The sequence below is a fragment of the Streptomyces humicola genome, assembly GCF_024436035.1.
Lineage (GTDB): Bacteria > Actinomycetota > Actinomycetes > Streptomycetales > Streptomycetaceae > Streptantibioticus_B > Streptantibioticus_B humicola.
Genome location: NZ_JANFNG010000005.1, coordinates 38,972 through 59,566 on the forward strand (window position 1 = coordinate 38,972; position 20,595 = coordinate 59,566).

Annotated in this window: 15 protein-coding genes and 3 pseudogenes; 10 read left to right on the top strand and 8 right to left on the bottom strand. The window is 66.7% G+C overall.

The genetic code is table 11. From position 1 onward, the window contains the following. The first annotated feature begins 20 nt into the window (after positions 1–20). Both NGB36_RS09255 and NGB36_RS09260 read left to right on the top strand, forming a co-directional pair. Positions 21–3,845, top strand: coding sequence for an AAA domain-containing protein (locus tag NGB36_RS09255; RefSeq protein ID WP_255919689.1), 3,825 nt, complete (start codon positions 21–23; stop codon positions 3,843–3,845). Next, positions 3,832–5,184, top strand: coding sequence for a phospholipase D-like domain-containing protein (locus tag NGB36_RS09260; protein WP_255919690.1), 1,353 nt, complete (start codon positions 3,832–3,834; stop codon positions 5,182–5,184). The genes NGB36_RS09255 and NGB36_RS09260 overlap by 14 nt, the downstream gene beginning before the upstream one ends. 52 nt (positions 5,185–5,236) lie before the next feature. Here NGB36_RS09260 and NGB36_RS09265 read toward each other — a convergent pair. The 3 genes and pseudogenes from NGB36_RS09265 to NGB36_RS09275 form a co-directional block, all read right to left on the bottom strand. Beyond that, positions 5,237–6,046: pseudogene (locus NGB36_RS09265) on the bottom strand (integrase core domain-containing protein); the annotation flags it as partial. A 7-nt stretch (positions 6,047–6,053) separates the two neighbouring features. After that, a complete protein-coding gene (locus tag NGB36_RS09270; protein ID WP_255919691.1) occupies positions 6,054–6,176 on the bottom strand; it encodes a hypothetical protein in 123 nt (40 codons plus the stop codon). A gap of 330 nt (positions 6,177–6,506) precedes the next feature. After that, complete coding sequence (locus NGB36_RS09275) at positions 6,507–6,767, bottom strand: hypothetical protein (protein WP_255919692.1); 261 nt, start codon at positions 6,765–6,767, stop codon at positions 6,507–6,509. Between the two features lie 58 nt (positions 6,768–6,825). On the opposite strand from NGB36_RS09275, the gene NGB36_RS33730 reads away from it, so the two are divergent. The 3 genes from NGB36_RS33730 to NGB36_RS33740 all read left to right on the top strand — a co-directional run bounded on the left by NGB36_RS33730 (position 6,826) and on the right by NGB36_RS33740 (position 7,903). Beyond that, entirely contained in the window at positions 6,826–7,386 is a 561-nt protein-coding gene (locus tag NGB36_RS33730) for a hypothetical protein (protein WP_372509397.1), read from the top strand. A gap of 10 nt (positions 7,387–7,396) precedes the next feature. Then, positions 7,397–7,576: a hypothetical protein gene (locus tag NGB36_RS33735; protein WP_372509398.1), complete on the top strand. Its 180-nt coding sequence runs from the start codon at positions 7,397–7,399 to the stop codon at positions 7,574–7,576. Between the two features lie 72 nt (positions 7,577–7,648). Continuing rightward, positions 7,649–7,903 carry an integrase core domain-containing protein gene (locus NGB36_RS33740; RefSeq protein WP_372509399.1) on the top strand — a complete coding sequence of 85 codons (255 nt, stop codon included), beginning with the start codon at positions 7,649–7,651 and terminating at the stop codon, positions 7,901–7,903. 468 nt (positions 7,904–8,371) lie between these two features. Here the strand turns inward: NGB36_RS33740 and NGB36_RS34030 are convergent. The 3 genes and pseudogenes from NGB36_RS34030 to NGB36_RS09295 all read right to left on the bottom strand — a co-directional run. Further along, positions 8,372–8,880, bottom strand: a pseudogene (locus NGB36_RS34030) (winged helix-turn-helix domain-containing protein); the annotation flags it as partial. Positions 8,881–8,973: 93 nt separating this feature from the next. Next, positions 8,974–9,801, bottom strand: coding sequence for an SCO2400 family protein (locus tag NGB36_RS34035; RefSeq protein ID WP_443741253.1), 828 nt, complete (start codon positions 9,799–9,801; stop codon positions 8,974–8,976). Positions 9,802–10,055: 254 nt separating this feature from the next. Next, positions 10,056–11,030, bottom strand: a complete 975-nt coding sequence (locus NGB36_RS09295; RefSeq protein ID WP_255919694.1) for an SCO1860 family LAETG-anchored protein — start codon at positions 11,028–11,030, stop codon at positions 10,056–10,058. Between the two features lie 592 nt (positions 11,031–11,622). Here NGB36_RS09295 and NGB36_RS09300 point away from each other — a divergent pair. The 3 genes and pseudogenes from NGB36_RS09300 to NGB36_RS09310 form a co-directional block, all read left to right on the top strand. After that, a pseudogene (locus tag NGB36_RS09300) lies at positions 11,623–12,282 on the top strand (transposase); the annotation flags it as partial. 431 nt (positions 12,283–12,713) lie between these two features. After that, a complete protein-coding gene (locus tag NGB36_RS09305; RefSeq protein WP_255919695.1) occupies positions 12,714–12,911 on the top strand; it encodes a hypothetical protein in 198 nt (65 codons plus the stop codon). 111 nt (positions 12,912–13,022) lie between these two features. Then, positions 13,023–13,322: an ATP-binding protein gene (locus tag NGB36_RS09310; protein ID WP_308288827.1), complete on the top strand. Its 300-nt coding sequence runs from the start codon at positions 13,023–13,025 to the stop codon at positions 13,320–13,322. Positions 13,323–13,951: 629 nt separating this feature from the next. On the opposite strand, the gene NGB36_RS09315 is transcribed toward NGB36_RS09310, so the two are convergent. Further along, positions 13,952–14,638, bottom strand: a complete 687-nt coding sequence (locus NGB36_RS09315) for a TetR/AcrR family transcriptional regulator (RefSeq protein WP_255919696.1) — start codon at positions 14,636–14,638, stop codon at positions 13,952–13,954. A 116-nt stretch (positions 14,639–14,754) separates the two neighbouring features. Between NGB36_RS09315 and NGB36_RS09320 the strand changes: the two genes are divergently transcribed. Then, positions 14,755–16,341, top strand: coding sequence for an acyl-CoA mutase large subunit family protein (locus tag NGB36_RS09320; protein WP_255919697.1), 1,587 nt, complete (start codon positions 14,755–14,757; stop codon positions 16,339–16,341). 758 nt (positions 16,342–17,099) lie between these two features. After that, positions 17,100–19,400, top strand: coding sequence for an FdhF/YdeP family oxidoreductase (locus tag NGB36_RS09325; RefSeq protein WP_255919698.1), 2,301 nt, complete (start codon positions 17,100–17,102; stop codon positions 19,398–19,400). A gap of 375 nt (positions 19,401–19,775) precedes the next feature. Here NGB36_RS09325 and NGB36_RS09330 read toward each other — a convergent pair whose 3' ends face one another. Further along, positions 19,776–20,564, bottom strand: a complete 789-nt coding sequence (locus tag NGB36_RS09330; protein ID WP_255919699.1) for a PaaX family transcriptional regulator — start codon at positions 20,562–20,564, stop codon at positions 19,776–19,778. Positions 20,565–20,595 lie beyond the last annotated feature (31 nt).

Here is a 20,595-nt window from a genome sequence, read left to right on the forward strand (position 1 = left end):
CTGGCGGGCCGGCTGGGTCGATGGCAGAAGGCCGGCGTCTTCGAGAAGCTGCATCACATCCTGCTCGCCGAGCTGCACGCTGCAGACGCCCTGGACTGGACCCGGGCCTGCCTGGATGCCTCTCACATCCGCGCGAAAAAGGGGGCGAGGCCACCGGGCCGTCACCGGTCGACCGCGGGAAGACGGGCAGTAAGCACCACCTGATCTGCGACGGCAACGGCACCCCGTTCAAGGTCATCACTACCGCTGCCAACGTCAACGACGTCACCCAGACCCTGGCCCTGGTCGACGGCATCCCACAGAGAGATTTTTTACCTTATCTCCACGGGGCAGCGCTGGTCCTGCGAGAATGGGCGGCGCTGGTGCGAGGCGGCACGAGGAGAAACAGCGTGGGGGAACAACGTATCAACGGCCGGTTTCTCCTGCTGGGAGACGGGCCACGGATCGGTGGCATGTCGGTTGTCCACCGAGCGATCGACGTGCTCTCTCTCACGGGAGAATCTGTCGCTGTGAAGCTCCTCCACAAGAGGTCCGGGCCATTGGCGAACGAGTTCCTCGACCGTGAGCAGCAGTCCCTGAGGCGACTTGGTGAGGCGGGACACCCGAACCTCGTGCGCCTGATCGACGCTGGATGGTCGGAGGAGCTGGACCAGGCATACCTCGTGCTGGAGTGGGTTGACCACAACCTCAAGCAGAAGATGGACGTCGGCGAGGCCATGAGCTGGCGCCAGTTCTACACTGACATCGGCGCCCCGCTGATATCCGCGCTGGCCTGCGCCCACATGAGGGAAGTTGAGCACCGCGACCTCAAGCCGGCGAACGTGTTGCTCACCGCTGACGGTCAGGTCAAGCTTGCCGACTTCGGAATCGCCAAGATCCGCGATAACTTCTCACCGACCGCCGAGACCGTCGCCGGCTACCGATCGGGCCTGTACGCCCCGCCCGACGTCAATTGCCCCCCGTACGTACGCGACGTCTTCAGCTGGGGTGTCCTCGCCATACAGGCACTCTCCGGCAGCGCCGCCAGTGATTATGCCGACCTATCGGCTGTTCTGGACGGCCTCGACCTTCAGGATGAGGTCCGCGGGATCCTGCGTGCCTGCGTAGATCTTGACGCAGCACGCCGTCCGGGCAACGCCAGTGTCCTCGAGCAGCAGCTCGCCCGGGTAGAGCAGCGGCTCGACGACAGCGAGGCACGCCGCGCCTGCCATCTGTGGCTCCAACTGACCAGACTGGCCGCCCAGGTGGTCCTGGGTCGGCCCAGGAACGACCCTGAAGCGCTTGCTCGGGAGGACTGGAAGCGTGCGGAGTCGCTGCTGCTGGAGGACCTCGCCGGCGCTGTACATGCGGACTACGGCATCGACCGGGACAGCGGGAAAATTGATCACAACGCCGTGATCCTCACCTGCCGGACGTACCAGATGACCATCGTGCCGGACAACCGCACCGAGGAGTACCGCACGGCCATCGTGAAGGTGCAGAAGGTACGGCCGGAGCAGCGGGCCCGGTGGTGTGAGTCCCGGGTGGACCTCGGCGCAGCCCTTACGTTCACCTTCACCAATCCGGGAGAGCGGGCTGCAGCCCTTGGCTGGGAGGAGATGGCAGCCAGGCTAGATCGTCAGGCCGAGGACCGTGAGCGTGCTGAGCAGGAACGTGCCGCTGCCGTCTCAGCGGACTTGTTTGAGGGGTGGGGCCGACTCCTGAACGCCCGAGACGATCTCGCCGCAGGGGGCCGAGCTCCTGTGACATACACCCGGGCCGTCGTGGAACCCGATGGTTGTACGTGGCGGCTGTACCTGGCCCAGACCCCCGTGGCGGAAAAGGGAGAGGAATGGTCGGTTGCCGAGCACGAACGCGGCCGGCCTGTCGAGCGCGGAGACGTCGTGGCCGTCGACCGCGAGGACGATGTGGTCAGGCTTCGCTGCTCCAGAAATGCGAGAGTGCCGGAACGAGGAGTCCTCGTCCCGTACCTGGGCGCATCTCGGGTTTCGCTCAAGCGGCAACGCGAAGCTTTGGCCGCGCTGACGACCGGGGACTCGCTCGCCAACCCGCAGCTGCCTGCGATCCTCCTCGATCCCGGCCGTGCCCCCGCAGGAGAGCCAGTAACGATCTCCGCCTGGCTGCAGCCCAACCTGGACGACAGTAAACGCGAGGTGGTGCGGTACGCGCTCGGCACCCAGCCGCTGCTCGTCGTGGAAGGGCCCCCCGGGACGGGCAAGACCACGATGATCGCGGAGATCGTCGAGCAGAACCTCAGGCGGTCACCCGGGCTGAAAGTCCTCATCGTCAGCCAGACCCACATCGCCGTTGACAACGCCCTGCGCAGACTTGAGGAAGCAGGAGTCACCGGCATGGTGCGCCTGGCTCGTCCCGATGACCCCAACGTCGGAGCCAACGCCCGGCACCTCCTACTGGATCCCCAGATGAAAAAATGGGTCCAGCAGGTCCGACGCAGCGCCCAGCAGTACATGGAAGACATGGCCGGCCGGCTGGGACAGGAGCCCCGGCACCTGCGTGGGGCCCTTCACCTGCAACAACTGGCGTCCGTGGCCGCCGACCTGGAATATGTCGAGCACCGGCTGGCCCGGCTAGAGGAAGGTGACAACGACTTCACCACCAGCGAGCAGGCCCGCGGCGACGCCATCGTCTCAACCCGCCAGCGCCGCGATGACCTGCTGGCCCAACGTGCAGAGGTCTTCGCCGACGCCCAGCGTGAGGTCCGCGGAGACCTCACCCTAAGCGAGAAGCAGTCCGCACAAGACTCCAGGGATGCCATCGCCGTCCTCCTCGGCCAAAGCCAAGAAGCCCGGGCGCTCATGAACGTCATCAGAGTCCAAGGCGACTGGCTCCTGCGCATGGGAAACGACCCAGACATCATCGCGGAATACCTGCGCACCAGAAGCATCGTCGGCGGCACCGCCATCGGATTTCTTGGCCACCCAGCCGCCCGCACCCTCGAATTCGACCTATGTATATTCGACGAGGCATCCAAGGCCAGCGGCACCGAAGCCCTCGTCTCCATGGTCCGCGCCAAACGCTGGATCCTCATCGGCGACCCTAACCAGCTTCCGCCCTTGGAAGAAGATCTCCTGCGAAATAAGACTGTCATGCAGGAACACCAGCTCACCCCCACCTTGGTGACCACCACCCTGTTCGATCACGTCCTGCAGCAGACCACCAGCCCCGTACACCAGAAACTCCTGCAGCAATACCGGATGACACCCGCAATCGGGAACCTGATCAGCAAGTGCTTCTACAACGGAGACCTGCAATCTCCGGCAAACCAGCACCTCGATGGGTACGCCACCCTCGGCAAGCCGGTCCTATGGATCGACACGGGCCCCCTGGCTAACCGCCGCGAGCACAGCCGCGCCACCGGCGAGACCAGCGTCGTCAACCGGGCCGAAGCCACACAGGTCATCCACCGACTGACCACCATCAACAAGGCCGTCGAAAAGAACCTCGTTCTCCCGCCGAAAGACCGAACACTGGAGGTGCTGGTCATCACCCCCTATAGCCGCCAAGTCGACGAACTGCACCGCCGACTGGCCGCTACCCCCCTGCCCCACCTCCAAGTCGATGTACTGTCCGTCGACGCCGTACAGGGCCGCGAATGCGACGTCGCCGTTTTCAGCGTCACACGCAGCAATGATCGAGGCGAATTCGGATTCATCGGCCAGCATTACCGACGCCGGATCAACGTCGCCCTCTCACGAGCCCGCTACGGACTCACCATCATCGGCGACGCCAGATTCTGCCGCAGCAAGCCAGGCCCACTACGCGACGTGCTCCATTACATGGACGGTCACCGAGACGACTGCGAGATCCGCGATGCACACCGCTAACCACGCTGTCCTGGCCGATCAGTTCGCTGATGCCCGCGACGGACTCACCCTCGTAGCCGTTATTCCCGCCGGCATCCCCGTCACCACACTCAAAGTCGATGTCGACGCACAGGAAGAAAAGGAACTCCCGCTGCTCACCGAGAGCACACTGCGCCTGATTCAAGCTGGAGTCACCGCTCCCAACGACATCAGCGGCCTCCTTGGCTTCCCCGCCGACCCGGTCCGCCGGACCCTCAGCGAGGGCCTGGTCAAAGGACACATCCGCCTGAACCCGAACTCACCCCCCGACGACGAGCACGTACGCCTAACCCCCCTCGGCCAACAAGTCGCGCTGGAACATGCCGCCATCCGCCCTGTCCGCGAGCGAATGACGTTCTACTACGACGGAACCCTCGGCGACATCCAGCCCTACGACCGCACCCTCCTCATCCAAGCCCGGGAAGCAGCAGACGAGGACCTGCTCAAGCTCCCCGCTATCACGACCGCCCCCGTCCGCGCCGATGACCTCACTCCCGACAAGCTCAACAGCCTCCTTCGCGCAGAAGCCGACAACCGCTACACCGTCCTGGCTGTGCGAGACGTCCGCCACCCACCCACGCCCCGATACCTCCCGGCGGACCTGCTGGTCTACTCCGATCCCGACCGCAAGGACATCGAAGTCGCCGTCGTCATCGACGGCAAGATCTCCACCCCACACGAACTCGCCCTCATCAGCCGCGGCGGTGCCAACGCTCTCGGCATTCGAGTCGACCCCCCCGCCGAACGGCCCCGTCTGGACGACGACCTCGAACGCATCCGGATCCCCGTCTCTACCAAGCGAGACAACACCGCTTCCCATGCGTCGCCCAAAGATGGCGTCGCCGAGCAGGGCCAGGTCCTCGGAGTCAGCGTCTTCGACCACCCCCGCCTGCTCGAAGAAGCCATCACCCAGGCCCGCGCCCGCCTCCTCATCGTTTCCCCATGGATCAAGAACTCCGTCGTCAACGACACCTTCATCGCCAAGCTCGAAGGACGAATCCGCCGCGGAGTCCGAGTTAACATCGCTTACGGCTTCTCCCGCCATGACAAGAAATGCGACCCAGAAGCGGTTCGCCGCCTCGAAGACCTCGCTACGCGCTACCCGAACGACTTCAGCTTCACTCGCCTAAAGAGCACCCACGCCAAGGTTCTCATCTACGATGACACCTGCATTACCACGTCCTTCAACTGGCTCTCCTTCCAGGGAGCTCAGGACCGCACCTACCGCATGGAGGAAGGGAACCTCGTCACAATACTCTCTTTCACTGACACTCAATATGCCTACTTCCTCAATCGTATCGCCGAGCAGCGCATGGACTGACTTCAGAGGCGGTTTCAAACCCTGCCCTTGCCGAAAACCTCATCCGCGCGGCTCACGCGACACGTTGGTACTCATGGAGGATGCCGCCGAGTCGTTCGCGTCTTCGTATCTCGAGGTGGGTGATCTGCTCCGGGTCGGCGATTGGCGCCGGCAACGGGTACAGCGGGCAGGCGTTGGCGATGCCCTGGTGGGGCCGATGGGAATTGTAGAAGTCTTCGAACTCCCGTAGGGCGTGAAGCAGGTGCCGCTGGTTCCAGATCAAGGTGCGGTCCAGCAGTTCGCGGCGGCAGGTCTGCACCCAGCGTTCCATGATCGAGTTCATTCTCGGCATCCGCACGCCGCTGAGCACCACCTCGATCCCCGCGTCCGCGAGGACGGCGTCGAACAGGGCGGGGAACTTCCCGTCCCGGTCCCTGATCATGAACCTCGCCCGGCAGCCCGCATCCTCGAGGTCCATGACAACGTTCTTCGCGGCCTGCGCCACCCAGGCAGCAGTCGGGTGCGCGGTCGCGCCCAGGACCCGGATCCGGCGGCTGGCGTGCTCGATCACCGCGAACACATAGATCCGCGCCCCCGACAGGGTGACCGTCTCCAGGAAGTCGCAAGCCAGCAGCGCATCGGCCTGGGAGCGCAGGAAGTCCGCCCACATGCTGGAAGCGCGCTCAGGTGCCGGATCGATCCCAGCCTCCTTCAACATCTCCCATACGGTGGACGCGGCCACCTTCACCCCCAAGACGAGCAGCTCACCGTGGATGCGGCGATACCCCCAGCCTGGGCGGGGGTGAGTTCGACGACTGAGCTGCGCAGGGTGATGGTGTGATCGAGGTCGCAGACCACGCCGCGGATCGGCCGCGCGGCGCCGTCACGGTCTACTGGGGGGCTCGGGCGCATGGCGGCAGGTCCAGCGTGAGGTGGCCGATCCAGGCGGCGAGTTCCGCGCGGGCGACCGGATCGAGGACGGCGGCGGGCAGCTCCTGCTGGGCGAGGGTCACCTGATGGCGGAACTGCGCCTCCAGCCAGGTGCGGGTTCTGCCAGCGCGTTGCGGGGCGGTTCATCCACCACGCCCCGGCGGACGAGCCCGGCGTGACGTACGAGCCGAAGCGTGACACCCGACTGCGGGCCATCGAGGCGATAAGGACCGCGGGGTACTAGCCCGACCCCGAACTGTGGGGACTGCCCGCTGAGTGCTCGCAGTGCCACTCCGGCTGCTCGGACAGCAACTACACGGGCCAGTAAGACCAGGGCCCACCCAGCATGATGCGCGCGCCGGCGGGATCGTCCCGTCGGCGCGCGCCGCACGTTCACCGGCCGCCCGGGCTGCCTACGCCACGCCCTGCCACGCCTCCGGGCCGAAACTCCCCTTGATGTCGGAGGCGATCGTGGCCGCGTTCACCATCGCCTCAAGTCGATAGACGATCGTCTTCTGCGGGCCGCGCACCGCGACATGTACCGGGTTCTCGCCAGGGTGAGCACCCATGATCCGCTTGAGTTCCTTCACCGAAACCTCGTTGATGCGGTGGTAGGGCAACGCGAGCCGGACCGGCGCCGCACCGTCCCGCCCTTGTAGGGTGCCATAACTCACACATGACCTCTGACCAGGCACTATGCAACTTCGCCCGGTCATGGCACGCTCGGATCGCATGGCGTTGCGCGTCCTGTACCTGATCTTCCTCCGGCTCCTCGGACTGCTCCTGCTGCTCTCCCGATCGGAGGAGGTAAAGGAGGTGGAGCTGCTCTCGCTGCGCCACGAGAACGCGGTGCTACGCCGCCAGCTCGGCACCCGGCCACGCCTTACCTGGCCGGACCGCGCCGTGCTCGCCGCCCTCGCCCGACACCTACCAACCCACCTTCGCCGCCACCGCCTGGTCACCCCCGGCACCCTGCTCACCTGGCACCGCACGCTGCTCCGCTGGAAGTGGAAGCAGAAACCCGTGCGCACCGGACGCCCACCGATCTTCGAGGAACTCACCGCCCTCATCCTGCGCCTGGCCCGCGACAACCCCACATGGGGCTACACCAGAATCCAGGGCCGAGCTACGCCGCCTCGGGCACCGCGTCGGCGCCTCAACCATCCGCCGCATCCTGCGCAGCGCCGGCGTCGGCCCGGCACCCCGACGAAGCCCCAACGCAGGGCCAACCTGGCGCAAGTTCCTACGTGCCCAGGCCTCCGGCCTGCTCGCCGCCGACTTCTTCCACGTTGATACCGTCGTATTGACCAGGCTGTACGTCTTCGCAGTCATGGAGGTCGGCACCCGCACCGTGCACATCCTGGGTGTCACCGCCCATCCGACCGCGGCCTGGGCCACCCAGCTCGCCCGCAACCTCCTCGCCGACCTCGGCGACCGGGCCTCCGGCTTCCGCTACCTGCTACGCGACCGCGACAGCCGCTAAACACAGGCGTTCGACACGGTCTTCACCGCGGACGGCATCCAGATCTTGAAGACCGCGCCGCAGACGCCGCGAATGAACGCCCACGCCGAGAGGTTCATACGCACCGCACGAACCGAGTGCGCCGACCAGCTACTCATCTACAACGAGCAGCACCTGCGGCAGGTACTTGCCGAGTACGCCGAGCACTACAACTCCGGACGGCCGCACCGGGCGCTGCAACTGCAAGCTCCTGACGACGACCCCGACGTCATCCCCTTTCCAGCACAGCGGATTCAGCGGCACGACGTCCTCGGCGGGCTCATCCACGAGTACCGCAACGCCGCCTAACGAAGATCACGAAGGCGAGAAAAAAGGCCAGGCCAAAGAGTGTACGAGACTCACGGAACCCTACAGGGCGATACACCAGCGCACCTCATGGCGCACCGACTACTACGAGCACTCCGTCGCCCTGGACCTCGCGGCCCGTAGGCGATCCCACGTTCGACCCTGTCGTACGTTTACAGCGTGACGTAGGCGCCCCACTCATCTCCTTGAATGTCCTCACTGGACATCGCCCAGCGCTCCGGAAGTTGCGCCGCCAACGAAATAATCCGACGCAGAGCGCGGCACCGGTTTCAGAGATCGTTTCCGGGTGACCACGTGCCCGGCGTCGATGAGAGCGGCCAGCAGGTGGGCGGCGGGAGCATCGTCGTGGCGGGAGCCGCGGGCGCTCTTGCCGTCCACGGCGAGGGTGTCGGTGTCGGCGGGGTCGCAGCCGAGCAGGTCAACAAGTCCCCCGGTGGGTGTCGGCGTGGATTGGGTGCGCGAGCCGGGCCGCATGGCGATCAGCCCGACCACGGACAGGCGCCCGGAGCGGCGGCCGCTGACGGTGACCACCGGTGCAACGCCTCGCCTGTCCCAAGTGCGTCCTTTGGGCGGTCGGCGGGTGAAGCCGGCTTCGTCCTCGAAGCAGATCCAGCCCCCGCAGGCCGCCCGGGCTCTTTTACCTCCGCCCAGGTCGCCTCTTTCCACTCGGTTACGGCCTGCTCGTCGCGCTCGGCCACTCGCCGCGCGGGCATCTACGGGGTAAAGCCCAGGCGGTGCATGAGTCGGGTGGCCCCGGAAACGCTGTAAGAGACGTGGAACTTCCGGCCGATCAGCGTGGCCACCCAGGCAGCGGTCCACATCCGGTCCCACTCCCAGCCGTGAGCGGCCGGGCCCTGGTCGAGGGACTCGGCCAGCTTCCCCAGGCAGCGAAGCGAGAGCCTGCTACGCCGCCCACCAGGCCCGCGGGAGGCCAGCGCCGTCGATCCTCCGCCCCTCCATTGCCCCGTCCGCGTACCGCACACCCGCGGTCCACCGCCAGCAGTGACGGCCCGTCAGCGAAGCCTAGAACTCGTCACCTTGAAACTCCGACCTCAGGTAATCGGCAGTTCCACTGTCACTTGTACCGACCCTGCGCATACAAAGGGGAGGCACCCCGGCTCTGGCGGCGCCACTGTCGATGTGGGGCTCAGCTGCGCTGAGGGCGGCGGCGAGCCGCTCGGAGACATCGTCGAGGTCCCTCCGGATGGGATCGGTGCAGTGGCCGACGGTGTGACAGCGCTGGTCGGGTTAGACTGCGTTGCGTGACCCGCAGTGTGCGGTTGTGGGCTCCTCCCGTCGGTGGTGTACGTCGCCGCCGTGTACTGTGCGCTCATCGATCCACCAGGATGTACCGTGGTGTCCGGGTTCGACTGCACTGAAGCGGCGCCAGCGGTGCTCATCGCCGCCGGTGCCGGGTCCACCAACTTAGGGACGACGGCTTCATCCACAGGCGCGTGGGAAGAGCTGGTCGATTGCGCAGCGATGATCAGGCCGCCCCCTATGAGCGCGGCGGTGGCACTAACCAGAGCCCTGAGCCGTCTACTCTTCTGCCAGGTCAGTTGCCGGTGCCGGCCCCCACGGCGCTGCGGGGTAGGAGAGGTGCGTTCGTCCCTGCAGAACGGGCCCAACTGAGACCCGTCCTCGGCCACGTGGCGGGACGTGCCAATGCCAACGGACGCAGCTGTCGAGTGAGGACGATCGAGGGATACCGCTGTGCTGGGTAGCTGCTCCGCGCAGTACCCCTCAGGCGTCACTGTGAGCGTTCTCGGCACGAGACTGGGCTGGGCGGGAGCCGAGGTGATGTCATGCACGTATGCGCCGCACCCCGGGCAGCACAAAGCACCATTGAGATACCTGCGGCAAAGGATGCAATAGTGCATCTGTGATCTCTCCCTGTTGGTGTGTTCCGGCAAGGGCGTCACCGACCGGGGAAGGGCCGGGCCGTCGGCACAGCGCCCCCGATCCGGCCCGCGGAGTGTGCGTCAAGGCCGTGGTGAGCTCTTCCGCGAGGAAGGCCCCATCATCGTCGGCTCGGACAGTCGCCAAGTCCTTCGCCCGCCTTCCGTGTTTCCGGTGGCGGCGCTGGGGGGGCGGCGCTCACCGGCCGTCGTGGCCGGCCGGTGAGCGCGAACGCTCAGCCCTGGTCCGACGACCTGCGGCGGCGGGTCACGTAGACCACGGCACCGCCGGCGACGACGAGGGCAACCGCACCGCCTGCGATGTACGGCGTGTTCGAGCTGGCACCGGTCTCGGCAAGGTGCTCGCCGGTACCGGCGGTCGAGCCCGCGGTGGTCCCGCTGCTGGCGCCTTGCGAGGCGCCGCTGGTCGAGCCACCGCTGGTGTTGCCGCCGCCCGTCGAACCGCTGGTCGAGCCACCGCCCGTCGAACCGCCGGTCGACCCACCGCCCGAAGGCGCTTCGCATGTCGCGTGGGCGAGCGTGACGTTGCCCTCCAGATCCGCGATGCCTGCCTTCAGCGGGTTCACCGAGATGTGCAGGCCGAGGGCGGTGGCGGCGGCGGTGCTGGACGTGGTGTTGGTCGTCGTAAGGTCGACGCTGACCTGGCCGACGCCCGGAACGGGCACCGTGATGGTCTGGCCCACCTTGACTTCCTGCGCCTTACCCAGCACGACGAGCTTGAGGAGCGAAGCATTCGCCGTCGGGTGCTCGCCTGCCACGCAGGTCGCCCGCGCGGTCAGCACCTTGGCCTGGAGCACGGGCTCCGGCAGGCCGGGCAGCTCCACCTTGGCGTTGACCAGGTTCGCATAGCCCTCGGTCTTCTGCTGGTCGGCGGTGGCGCTGGCGGCGGCGACGTCGGCGGTCAGGATGTTGAACTGCCCGCCGTTGACCGGCGCCTGGACCTTGGCGTTGAGCGTGTTCTGGTGGGCATCCGCGGGCGCGTGCACGTCATCGAGCACCGCGTGCAGCGGAACGTTGGCCTTGTCCTGAAGCAGGGAGGCGTCGAGGTTGGCGCGCAGCACCGTTGCGGTGGCCCTGCCGTCACCGGAGCTGGCCGGGGAGGCCGCCTGGGCGGACGGCGTGAGGGCCAGCGCGCCCGCGGCGAGGCCGACGGCAGCGCCGATCGCTGCGGCGGATCGGCGCGCGGGCATGCTGAGTAGAGAGGTGTACAAGAGGAGAACTCCCACAGTCACATGGAGCCGCCGACGCCGCCGTGGAGGGCGCGTTCGTCGACGACTTACGCGATATTTACTTACTGATCGTCAAGTAAGGATTAACTCATTGTCAAGGTCTGGGGTTCGAGTGACGCGTGATAAGTCTGCGGGGTGGTGTGGTCGTTCGACCAGTCTTGCGGCGATCGAAGCGGGCCCCCGGCACGTACTTGGGCGACCAGGTGATGTGGCGCGTTGTCCGCCCCATCGGCGGCCCTGCGCCGACTCGACCACATCATCGCAGGTCGCAAGGCATTTCATGGTTCCCGGGGCGCCGACCTGGCCCGATATCTCCTTCTCGGTGGATTCCAGGGCTGAGGCGGCCACCCGTAGCTTTGGCCATAATGTAACCTGCGGTCGCTCTCGCAATTTTTGATTTGTGATTTTGAACTCAGCTTGGCGTTTAACGTCGGCCCGTGGCCAGCTCGTTGAGTTGGCCACAGGCTTCGCCGTTCTGCAGACAGCAGGCCGGCCTTTGCGTGATCATGTCTTCTCGCTGAAGTCAACATTGATCCCAACAAAGGCCGTGAGGATGAGTCTGCTGGACGATGCTGCCTACGTCGAGTCCCTGACCGTGTTGTCCCGGTTCCGGACCGACTTCTACGCCTTTCTATCCGCCCGTGCTGATGTGCTGTTCGAGCTGACCGACGCTGTGCTATGCACGGACGGGCCGGTCAAGACGCTGGTCGATCTATCGCTGGCGCCCGAGCACCGCCGTGGGCACGGCGCACTGTATGGCGGGCTGAACCACGGGCGGCTGGATGTGGCGCGGCTGCGCAGGACGCTGGCCGGCTTGCCGTTGCCACGGTCAGCCGACGGACGCACCGTGCTGGCCTGCGACGTCAGCAACTGGCTACGACCCGACGCGGCGACGAGCGCGGATCGGCTGTTCTGTCACACCTACGGTCGCGGCAAGGGCACGGCGCAGATGATCCCCGGCTGGCCGTACTCGATCGTCGCCGCCCTGGAACCGGCCCGCACATCCTGGACAGCGCTGCTGGACGCGGTCCGGCTCGGGCAAAGCGACGACGAGACCATCGTGACCGCCGCACAGCTACGCGAGGTGGTCGAGCGCCTGCGCGCCGCCGGGCACTGGACGGACGGCGCCCCGCCGATCCTGATCGTCCTCGACGCCGGCTACGACGTCACCCGTCTAGCATTCCTGCTGGCCGACTTGCCGGTGGAGCTCGTATGTTCAAGGTCGAATCTTCGCAGGAACGACTGCCAGAGGCGGTCCACATCCGTGGCTGTCGCGTCGGTGCCTGACCACCACAGCCAACGAGGTGCCACTGCTTCGAGGGCGCGGTCTAGTAGTAGCTCCCCGGGGAGCGGCCGAGCTTCCAGGAGTCGGACCGCGGCCTCGGGGAGCCGTCGTCCGCCAGCTACTCCGCAACGATGGTGCCGCCTTGTCCGTGCGTCCAGGATGTCGGCGGCGACTTCGGCTCCGATGAGCGCAGTCGCGCGATCTCCAGACACGCGGCGTGGCACGGTCGGCCCTTCTTGGGCTTCCCCCGCTTCTCTACGCTGAGCACCGCCTCGCCGCAGATGCGGCAGCGACGGTTACCAATCCCCATCAGCCGAGTGTGCCCCTATTCTCCGCACTCGGGCCGGTCTTTTGTCGAAATGGGGGGCGCCGTGATCCGCCTGCTGCGGCTGTGGTGCCGCATCGTCGGCCACCCCTGGTGCGCCTGCATGAGCCGCTGCCCCGAACCGCACGAGGGTCCGTCCTCGGGCTACGGCAACTGCACCAGCCCGCACGTCGAGTCACTGCCCGCGCACTGCGGGCGCTGCGGCTTCGAGCCGCCCCAAGACCACCAGTGAGCAGCGCCGGAGGTATGTGCTCCAAGGGATAGACGTCAGCTCCCACCAGTCTCCGACGCCCAACCTGTCGGGGCTCGCCTTCGTCTTCGTGAACCCCGAGTGGCAAAGCCAGTGCTTGGACGCTACCCGCTGATCGTGATCGATGAAGTGGGCTACATCTCCTTCGAAGCCGAGGCGGCGAACCTGTTCTTCCAGCTGATCTCGAACAGATACGAACGCGCCTCGGTGATCGTGACCAGCAACAAGCCCTTCGGGCGCTGGGGAGACGTCTTCGGTGACGAGACCGTCGCGGCCGCGATGATCGACCGCCTCGTCCATCACGCTGAGGTCCACTCTTTCAAGGGCGACTCGTATCGCATGAAGGGACGCGAACTCGGACGCATCCCTCACGACACCACCGACAACGACTGAACAACCGCAGCAGACACCACCTGGGTCACGATTCAACCGCCCAAAGTGGGTCAGACTTCAGCCGCCGCCGACAGATGGCCTCGGTGGCTAGTTGAGCCTCGAGGCTGGGGCCGGAGGAACCAGGTAGTAGCGGGGGCTGCTGGGGGATCGGGCGCAGAGGCAAGCGGTGGTGCAGGGGGATCTCGTTGCGCGGTGAGCGGCTGGGCCCGTAGGCATCCATGTCAACGAGCTGGCCCAGTTCCTCGGCACTGGCAAACAGCGGGTCGTAGATCAACGCATCACCACCGGTTCGTCAGGAGCCGTAGGACAACGGTCGGCCCGTCTGCCGGTATACCTCCACCGGCACGGGATCGACTCCGGGCCGCATCCGAGAAATCTCCGGCTGCGGCTCACCGCCCACAGCGACGTCACCGAGGCACGGATCGAACCTGCGGTGGCGGTGGTTCGCACGGTGCGCTCCGCTCAGCGGGCTGGAAACTGACGGCAACCCCGCAAGTGCCCTTGCCGTGAGTGTGGGTCACCTCATCGACGGGGCCGTCAACCAACGTGGACACCAGGCGCTTCGTGGGGCTGGGCCCCGGTTCACGGGGTGGCCGAGTCCTACTGGCTCTGGCTCACTACAGCTGTCACTACTCGGGCCCCTCCTCGATGAGGCGTCGTAGCGAGGGGAGCAAGGCGTCGAGGTCCTGTCGGGTTCGGAACGCGACGACGGTGCTGCCGCCGTCACCGGTTCCCGGGCGGGACCGAGGTCCCGGAAAGAGGTCGAGCACCTCGCGCATAGCCTCATCCACCTCTGCGACCGGGTCGGCGGACTCCCCCCGGAGCCATCGGCGCAGCACGTGGTTGTGGGCCGCGACCACGGCCGCCGCCATGAGCTCAGCCCGGAGCGAGGCCGACTCCGTGGTGGGATCTCCCATCCAATCCGAGATGAACTCGCGAAACAGCCGCTGGTAGCGCGCCACGCTGGCGATCTCACGGTCACGGAGGGCGGCCACCTTGCTCGTGAGCGCGTACCGCCGCCGTGCGAGGTCGCCTTCATCGATGTAGTGGAGCAGCACCAGGCGGACCGCGTCGGAGACGGCGACCAGGGCGGTGCCGTGGCTGGAGGTGGCCAGCCGGTGCCTGATCAGCTCGAGCAGCCGGTCGTGGTTCGGGAAGATCACCTCTTCTTTGGACCGGTAGTGGCGGAAGAAGGTGGTGCGCCCCACCCCGGCCCGTTCGGCGATGTCGTCGATGGTGGTCTGCTCGTATCCGCGCTCGTCGAAGAGGGCAAATGCGGCGTCTGCGAGTCGGTCCCGCGCGGCTGGCTTGCTCATGGCCGCCCATCCTTCCCGTCTCAGCTTCCGGCTGCCACTTGCCTCCCACCGTTGGTACTGAGTACCGTCATTACGAGATTGAATACCATTCTAGGATGCCGGAGAGGAGATGCGGCATGGGTTCCGATGCACACAGCGAGTCCGGCCTGCTGATCCAGCCGCTCTACGACGGCTCCGCGCTGGAGGATTTCGACGCGGACGCCAAGCTGGGTGCCCCGGGGCAGTTCCCGTTCACCCGCGGTGTGTATCCGTCGATGTACACCGGCCGGTCGTGGACGATGCGGCAGTACGCCGGGTTCGGCACGGCCAAGGAGTCTAACGAGCGCTACCACGAGCTGGTCAGCGCAGGCACCGGCGGCCTGAGCGTGGCCTTCGACCTGCCGACGCAGATGGGCTACGACTCCGACGAGCCGGTCGCCCAGGGCGAGGTAGGCAAAGTCGGTGTGGCGATCGATTCGATCGAGGACATGCGGACGCTGCTTAAGGGCCTGCCGCTGGACAAGGTGTCCACGTCGATGACGATCAACGCCCCCGCGTCGACGCTGCTCCTGCTGTATCAGCTGGTCGCCGCCGAGCAGGGCATCGCGGGCAACCAACTGACCGGCACGATCCAGAACGACGTGCTCAAGGAGTACATCGCCCGCGGCACCTACATCTACCCGCCACAGCAGTCGCTGCGGCTGATCAGTGACATCTTCGCCTACTGCCGCCAGGAGATCCCGCGCTGGAACACGATCTCCATCTCCGGGTACCACATGGCCGAAGCTGGGGCGAGCCCTATGCAGGAGATCGCGTTCGCCCTCACCAACGCCAAGGAATATGTGCGCACCGCGATCGCCGCGGGCCTGGACGTCGACGACTTCGCACCGCGCCTGTCCTTCTTCTTCGTCGCCCGAACCACGCTGCTCGAGGAGATCGCGAAGTTCCGTGCCACCCGCCGCATCTGGGCCCGGATCATGCGCGACGAGTTCAAGGCCCGCAGCCCCAAGTCGCAGATGCTGCGCTTCCACACCCAGACCGCCGGCGTGCAGCTAACGGCACAGCAACCCGAGGTCAACCTCGTCCGGGTCGCCTTGCAGGGCCTGGGCGCGGTCCTCGGCGGGACGCAGTCCCTGCACACCAACTCCTACGACGAGGCCATCGCCCTGCCCACCCAGAAGGCGGCCCGGCTCGCACTGCGCACCCAGCAGGTCATCGCCTACGAGACCGACGTGACCAAGACCGTCGACCCCTTCGCCGGCTCCTACGTCATGGAGTCCATGACTGACGACCTCGAGGCGGCAGCCCTGGAGCTGATCCAGGCCGTCGAGGACCGCGGCGGCGCCGTGGCAGCGATCGAGCAGGGCTTCCAGAAGTCCGAGATCGAGCGCTCCGCCTACCGGATCGCGCAGGAGATCGACCACCACGAACGGACCGTGGTCGGGGTCAACAAGTTCGTCCTCGACGAGGAAGAGCCCTACGAGCCACTGCGCGTCGACCCCCAGATCGAGATCGACCAGTGCGAACGCCTCGCAATCCTGCGCAAGGAACGCGACAACGACGCCGTGCAGCGCGCTCTCGGTGCGGTGCGCGCCGCCGGGCAGGGCGCCAACAACGTCCTCCTCCCGATGCGGGAGGCCCTGCGGCTGCGCGCCACCGTCGGCGAGGTCTCCCACGCCCTGCGCGACGTGTGGGGCGCGTACGTCCCGCACGACACGTTCTGACTCATGAGATCGGCCTCCGCTCTGGGAGCCGTTACCCATCGACTGTGGAGGTGCCTTCCATGGCCGTTGCCTGCGACCTGCCACGGCGGCCCCCGCTGCCGGCCCATTCGTTCCTTCCGAGGACCCTGAGACGCAACGACGTCACGGTGCCACCTGGCGCCGGGCTGATAGCCCCGGTTTGCCAGCCGGCCACCCGGATTCCCCGTTCTCCGGCGCCCATGGCCGGGCCCTTCCCATCCGGGGACGCGCTCACGGCCGTGCTGACCGACATACTGTCGCCCACCGTGTGGCGGGCGGTCAGCCTCACGCCACGCCGGCGCCCAGCGCCCGCGTGGTGATCGCCAAGCCCGGACTCGACGGCCACAACCGCGGGCCCGGCGAGTCGACGTCACTCTGCCGGAAATTGGTCCAACGTGGCGGCCACGTCGGCGCGGTCTGCGACCTCCACCAGTGCCCGCGCCATGACCTATCCCGGCTCCAGCCTGGGAACCAGCAGCGCCATCGGCTCCGCGTGCACCGGGTTCACCAGCGGAACTGCCTGCATCCCAGCCGGGACACCGAACACATGCAGGCACGGAGATCCACCTCCACCTGGACGGTGGCCAAGGGCTGCTCCCACGACGGGCGCAAGAGAGTTCTCAGGCAGAGGGAGTGCTCTGCTCAAGGGCACGCCTCGCGATACGGACGCCCGGCCCTCCGTATCAGCAGGCCAGGTATCGGCGCGGTCGGGAAAGCAATCGCGAGAGGCAGAGTGAACGATGAGCACTATCGAGGATCCGGGCGACGAGCGCCTGTCCGTCACCCCGCCCAAGACCTGGGCGACGGGACTGCCGGCGGTCACCCACGCCCTGCAGTACTCGTTCGGCCAGACGTCGGTCCGGCGGACTGCACTAACGCTGCTGAACATCAATCAGACCAAGGGCTTCGACTGCCCGGGCTGTGCATGGCCCGAGCCCGCCCCGGGGCAACGCCACAAGAACGAGTACTGCGAGAACGGTGCCAAACACATCAGCGACGAGGCGACCTCTCGCCGGGTGACCGCCGACTTCTTCCGGCAGCACTCGATCTCGGAGCTGGGCAAGAAGTCCGACTACTGGCTCAACCAGCAGGGCCGGCTCACCGAGCCAATGATCAAGCACTCCGGCTCGGACCACTACGAGTCCATTGGCTGGGACGAGGCGCTCGGTCTGCTCGCCGACGAATTGCGCGGCCTCGACACCCCCAACGAGGCCCTCTTCTACACTTCGGGCAGGCTGGGCAACGAGGCCGCCTTCCTCCTGCAGCTCTTCGCCCGCGCTTTTGGCACCAATAACCTGCCGGACTGTTCCAACATGTGCCACGAGTCCAGCGGCTTTGCACTCAACGAGACCCTGGGCATCGGCAAGGGCAGCGTAAGTCTGCAGGACGTCCACGACGCCGACCTGATCTTCGTCGTCGGACAGAACCCGGGGACCAACCACCCGCGGATGCTCTCCGCCCTCGAGGAGACCAAGCGCAACGGCGGACAAATCATCGCGGTGAACCCGCTGCCCGAAGCCGGACTGATGCGGTTCAAACACCCCCAGAAGCCCCGCGGGGTGATCGGCCGCGGCACGGCCATCGCCGACCAGTTCCTGCAGATCCGCCCCGGCGGCGACCTCGCCCTCTTCCAGGCGCTGAACCTGCTGCTGCTCCAGGCCGAGGACGAGCGGCCGGGAACCGTGCTCGACCGCTCGTTCATCGACACCCGCACCACCGGCTTCGCCGACTTCGCCGAGCACGCCCGCAAGATCTCCTGGCCGGACATTCTCGCGTCCACAGGGTTGACGCGCGGGGAGATCGAACGCGTCCACGCCCGGGTCATGCACAGCGACAAGATCATCGTGTGCTGGGCGATGGGACTGACGCAGCACAAGCACGGTGTCCCCACCATCCGCGAGATCGTCAACTTCCTGATGCTGCGCGGCAACATCGGCAAGCCCGGCGCCGGCGTCTGCCCAGTGCGCGGCCACAGCAACGTGCAAGGCGACCGGACCATGGGCATCTGGGAGCGGATGCCCAAGCCGTTCCTGGACTCGCTGGAGCGCGAGTTCGGCTTCACCCCGCCCACCGAGCACGGGCTGGACTCGGTGGACTCCATCCGGGCGATGCTGAAGGGCCGCGCCAAGGTCTTCCTCGGCGTCGCCGGCAACTTCGTACGGGCCACACCTGACAGCGATGCCACCGAGAAGGCCATGCGGCGCTGCCGCCTGACCGCGCACATCTCGACCAAGCTCAACCGCTCCCACACCGTCTGCGGCCGGACCGCACTGATCCTTCCGACCCTGGGCCGCAGCGACCGTGACGTCCAAGCAAGCGGCGAGCAGTTCGTCACGGTCGAGGATTCGATGAGCGAGGTGCACGCCTCCCGCGGTCGACTCGCGCCTGCCTCCGACAAGCTGCTCAGCGAGGTGGCCATCATCAGCCGTCTGGCTCGCTTGACCCTGGGCGAGCAGCTGGCCATCCCCTGGGAGGAGTTCGAGGCGGACTACAACACCATCCGGGACCGGATCGCCCGTGTCGTTCCTGGCTTCGAGGACTTCACCGCCCGCGTCAAGCGCCCCGGCGGCTTCAGGCTGCCGAACCCGGTGAACCGGGGCGTATTCCCCACCCCCAGCGGCAAGGCCGTCTTCACCTGCAACGCCTTCCAGATGCTGCAGGCACCAAAGGGGCATTTGATCCTGCAGACTCTGCGCTCGCACGACCAGTGGAACACCGTCCCGTACGCCATGAACGACCGCTACCGCGGCATCCGCAACGCCCGCCGCGTCGTGCTCGTGAATCCCGCCGACCTGGAGGAGCTGGGACTTGCCGACCGCAGTGAAGTAGACCTGGTCAGCGTCTGGCTCGACGGGGTGGAACGCCGCGCCTCCGGATTCCGGGTGATCTCCTACCCCACCACGCCCGGCTCCGCCGCCGCGTACTACCCGGAGACAAACGTCCTGGTCCCGCTGGACAGCGTCGCCGACTTCAGCAACACGCCCACCTCGAAGTCGATCGTCGTCCGGCTGGAGCCGACTCGGGAACGGACAGCCCCATGAGCCGGGCGACCGCACGCAGACGGGGGCTGCGCATTCGGCGAGACCGCCCCGACCAGCGACGCTACCGCCGCGTAGCGGCGAAACTTCAGTGCCAAAGGTGAGCGGCCTCAAAACCCCCGAATAGCGCCTGAGCTGCGCAAACGCCTTCCGGAGCCGTGGGCAAACGGCCCCCTGGTGGCCGGGCGCAGGCATTTCCACGCACCTACCTGCCCCTCGCTTGACGGAAAGGACGTCGAGGAGCTGACGCTCACCACAGCACGTGATGATCCCTTCACGCACTGCACTCTCTGTGCCGGTGTGACAGCGAAGGAGCCGACCGTACGGCAGCACTGAGGGCCGCTTCTGCGCGTGGCGCGCTGGTGCGGGCCACGGTCCTCAGCCGGGCGAGGTCTCCTTGACGACCTCGCGCCACCGGCGCTGCGCGTCGTCGTACCAGCGGTTGCGCAGCTGGGTGCAGACCACCGCGGCCCGCCTGCCGATCCAGTTCGGCAACAGCTCCTCGGGCAGCTGCGGGTCCATGAACGGGAACCGTTGCCACTCGCTGACCAGCTGCAGGTGGCTGAGGAGCAAAGGGTCACCCGGCTCGGGCTGCAGACCGCTGAAGCGAATCAGCAATTGCTCGTATTTGGCGGTCACTTCGTCGAAATCCCACGCCTTTTGGACGATCTCGTCTTCAGTAAGACCGATCGACAGCGAGCTGCCCACGAAGGCCAGCGTCGATTCGCGCAGCCCGAAGTCGTCGATGACTTGCTGCACACTTTCGCGGCGATCGGGATGCGGGGACAGCCACACGCCCGGTGTGGGGTTGCCGAACCCTTCCCAACTCAGCGCGCCGTAGAGCTTCTTTCGCACCGAGCGCTGGCTCTGCGGGATCGTGACCAACAGAATCAACCAGTTTCCATCCCAGCGCCCGGCCGGTTCGCTCATCGAGTAAACACGCTTCGCGCCCGCCTCGATGAGATGCCGACCCGCCTCGGTCAGCTTCCACTGGACCTCGCGACCGGAACGGTGCCCAGTGATCCAGCCGGCGGACGCACCGCGGGCGATCGCCTGCCGCGCGGTCTGCTCCTCGATGCCAAGACGGGTGAGGACGTAGAGCAGCGACGACGTCCACACCGAGTCCCCGTTCGGCATGACCAGCTCACCGAGCACGGTCAGCAGCATCGACCGCGCGCTCCCGACCGTGGTCGAGGGG

Coding starts and splice junctions, on each gene's coding strand:
- NGB36_RS09320 (WP_255919697.1), top strand. CDS start 14,755: ATGGGTTCCGATGCACACAGCGAGTCCGGCCTGCTGATCCAGCCGCTC.
- NGB36_RS33740 (WP_372509399.1), top strand. CDS start 7,649: ATGAACGCCCACGCCGAGAGGTTCATACGCACCGCACGAACCGAGTGC.
- NGB36_RS09305 (WP_255919695.1), top strand. CDS start 12,714: ATGGGGGGCGCCGTGATCCGCCTGCTGCGGCTGTGGTGCCGCATCGTC.
- NGB36_RS33730 (WP_372509397.1), top strand. CDS start 6,826: ATGGCGTTGCGCGTCCTGTACCTGATCTTCCTCCGGCTCCTCGGACTG.
- NGB36_RS34035 (WP_443741253.1), bottom strand. CDS start 9,801: ATGCACTATTGCATCCTTTGCCGCAGGTATCTCAATGGTGCTTTGTGC.
- NGB36_RS09330 (WP_255919699.1), bottom strand. CDS start 20,564: ATGCTGCTGACCGTGCTCGGTGAGCTGGTCATGCCGAACGGGGACTCG.
- NGB36_RS09260 (WP_255919690.1), top strand. CDS start 3,832: ATGCACACCGCTAACCACGCTGTCCTGGCCGATCAGTTCGCTGATGCC.
- NGB36_RS09315 (WP_255919696.1), bottom strand. CDS start 14,638: ATGAGCAAGCCAGCCGCGCGGGACCGACTCGCAGACGCCGCATTTGCC.
- NGB36_RS09295 (WP_255919694.1), bottom strand. CDS start 11,030: ATGCCCGCGCGCCGATCCGCCGCAGCGATCGGCGCTGCCGTCGGCCTC.
- NGB36_RS09255 (WP_255919689.1), top strand. CDS start 21: ATGGCAGAAGGCCGGCGTCTTCGAGAAGCTGCATCACATCCTGCTCGC.
- NGB36_RS09325 (WP_255919698.1), top strand. CDS start 17,100: ATGAGCACTATCGAGGATCCGGGCGACGAGCGCCTGTCCGTCACCCCG.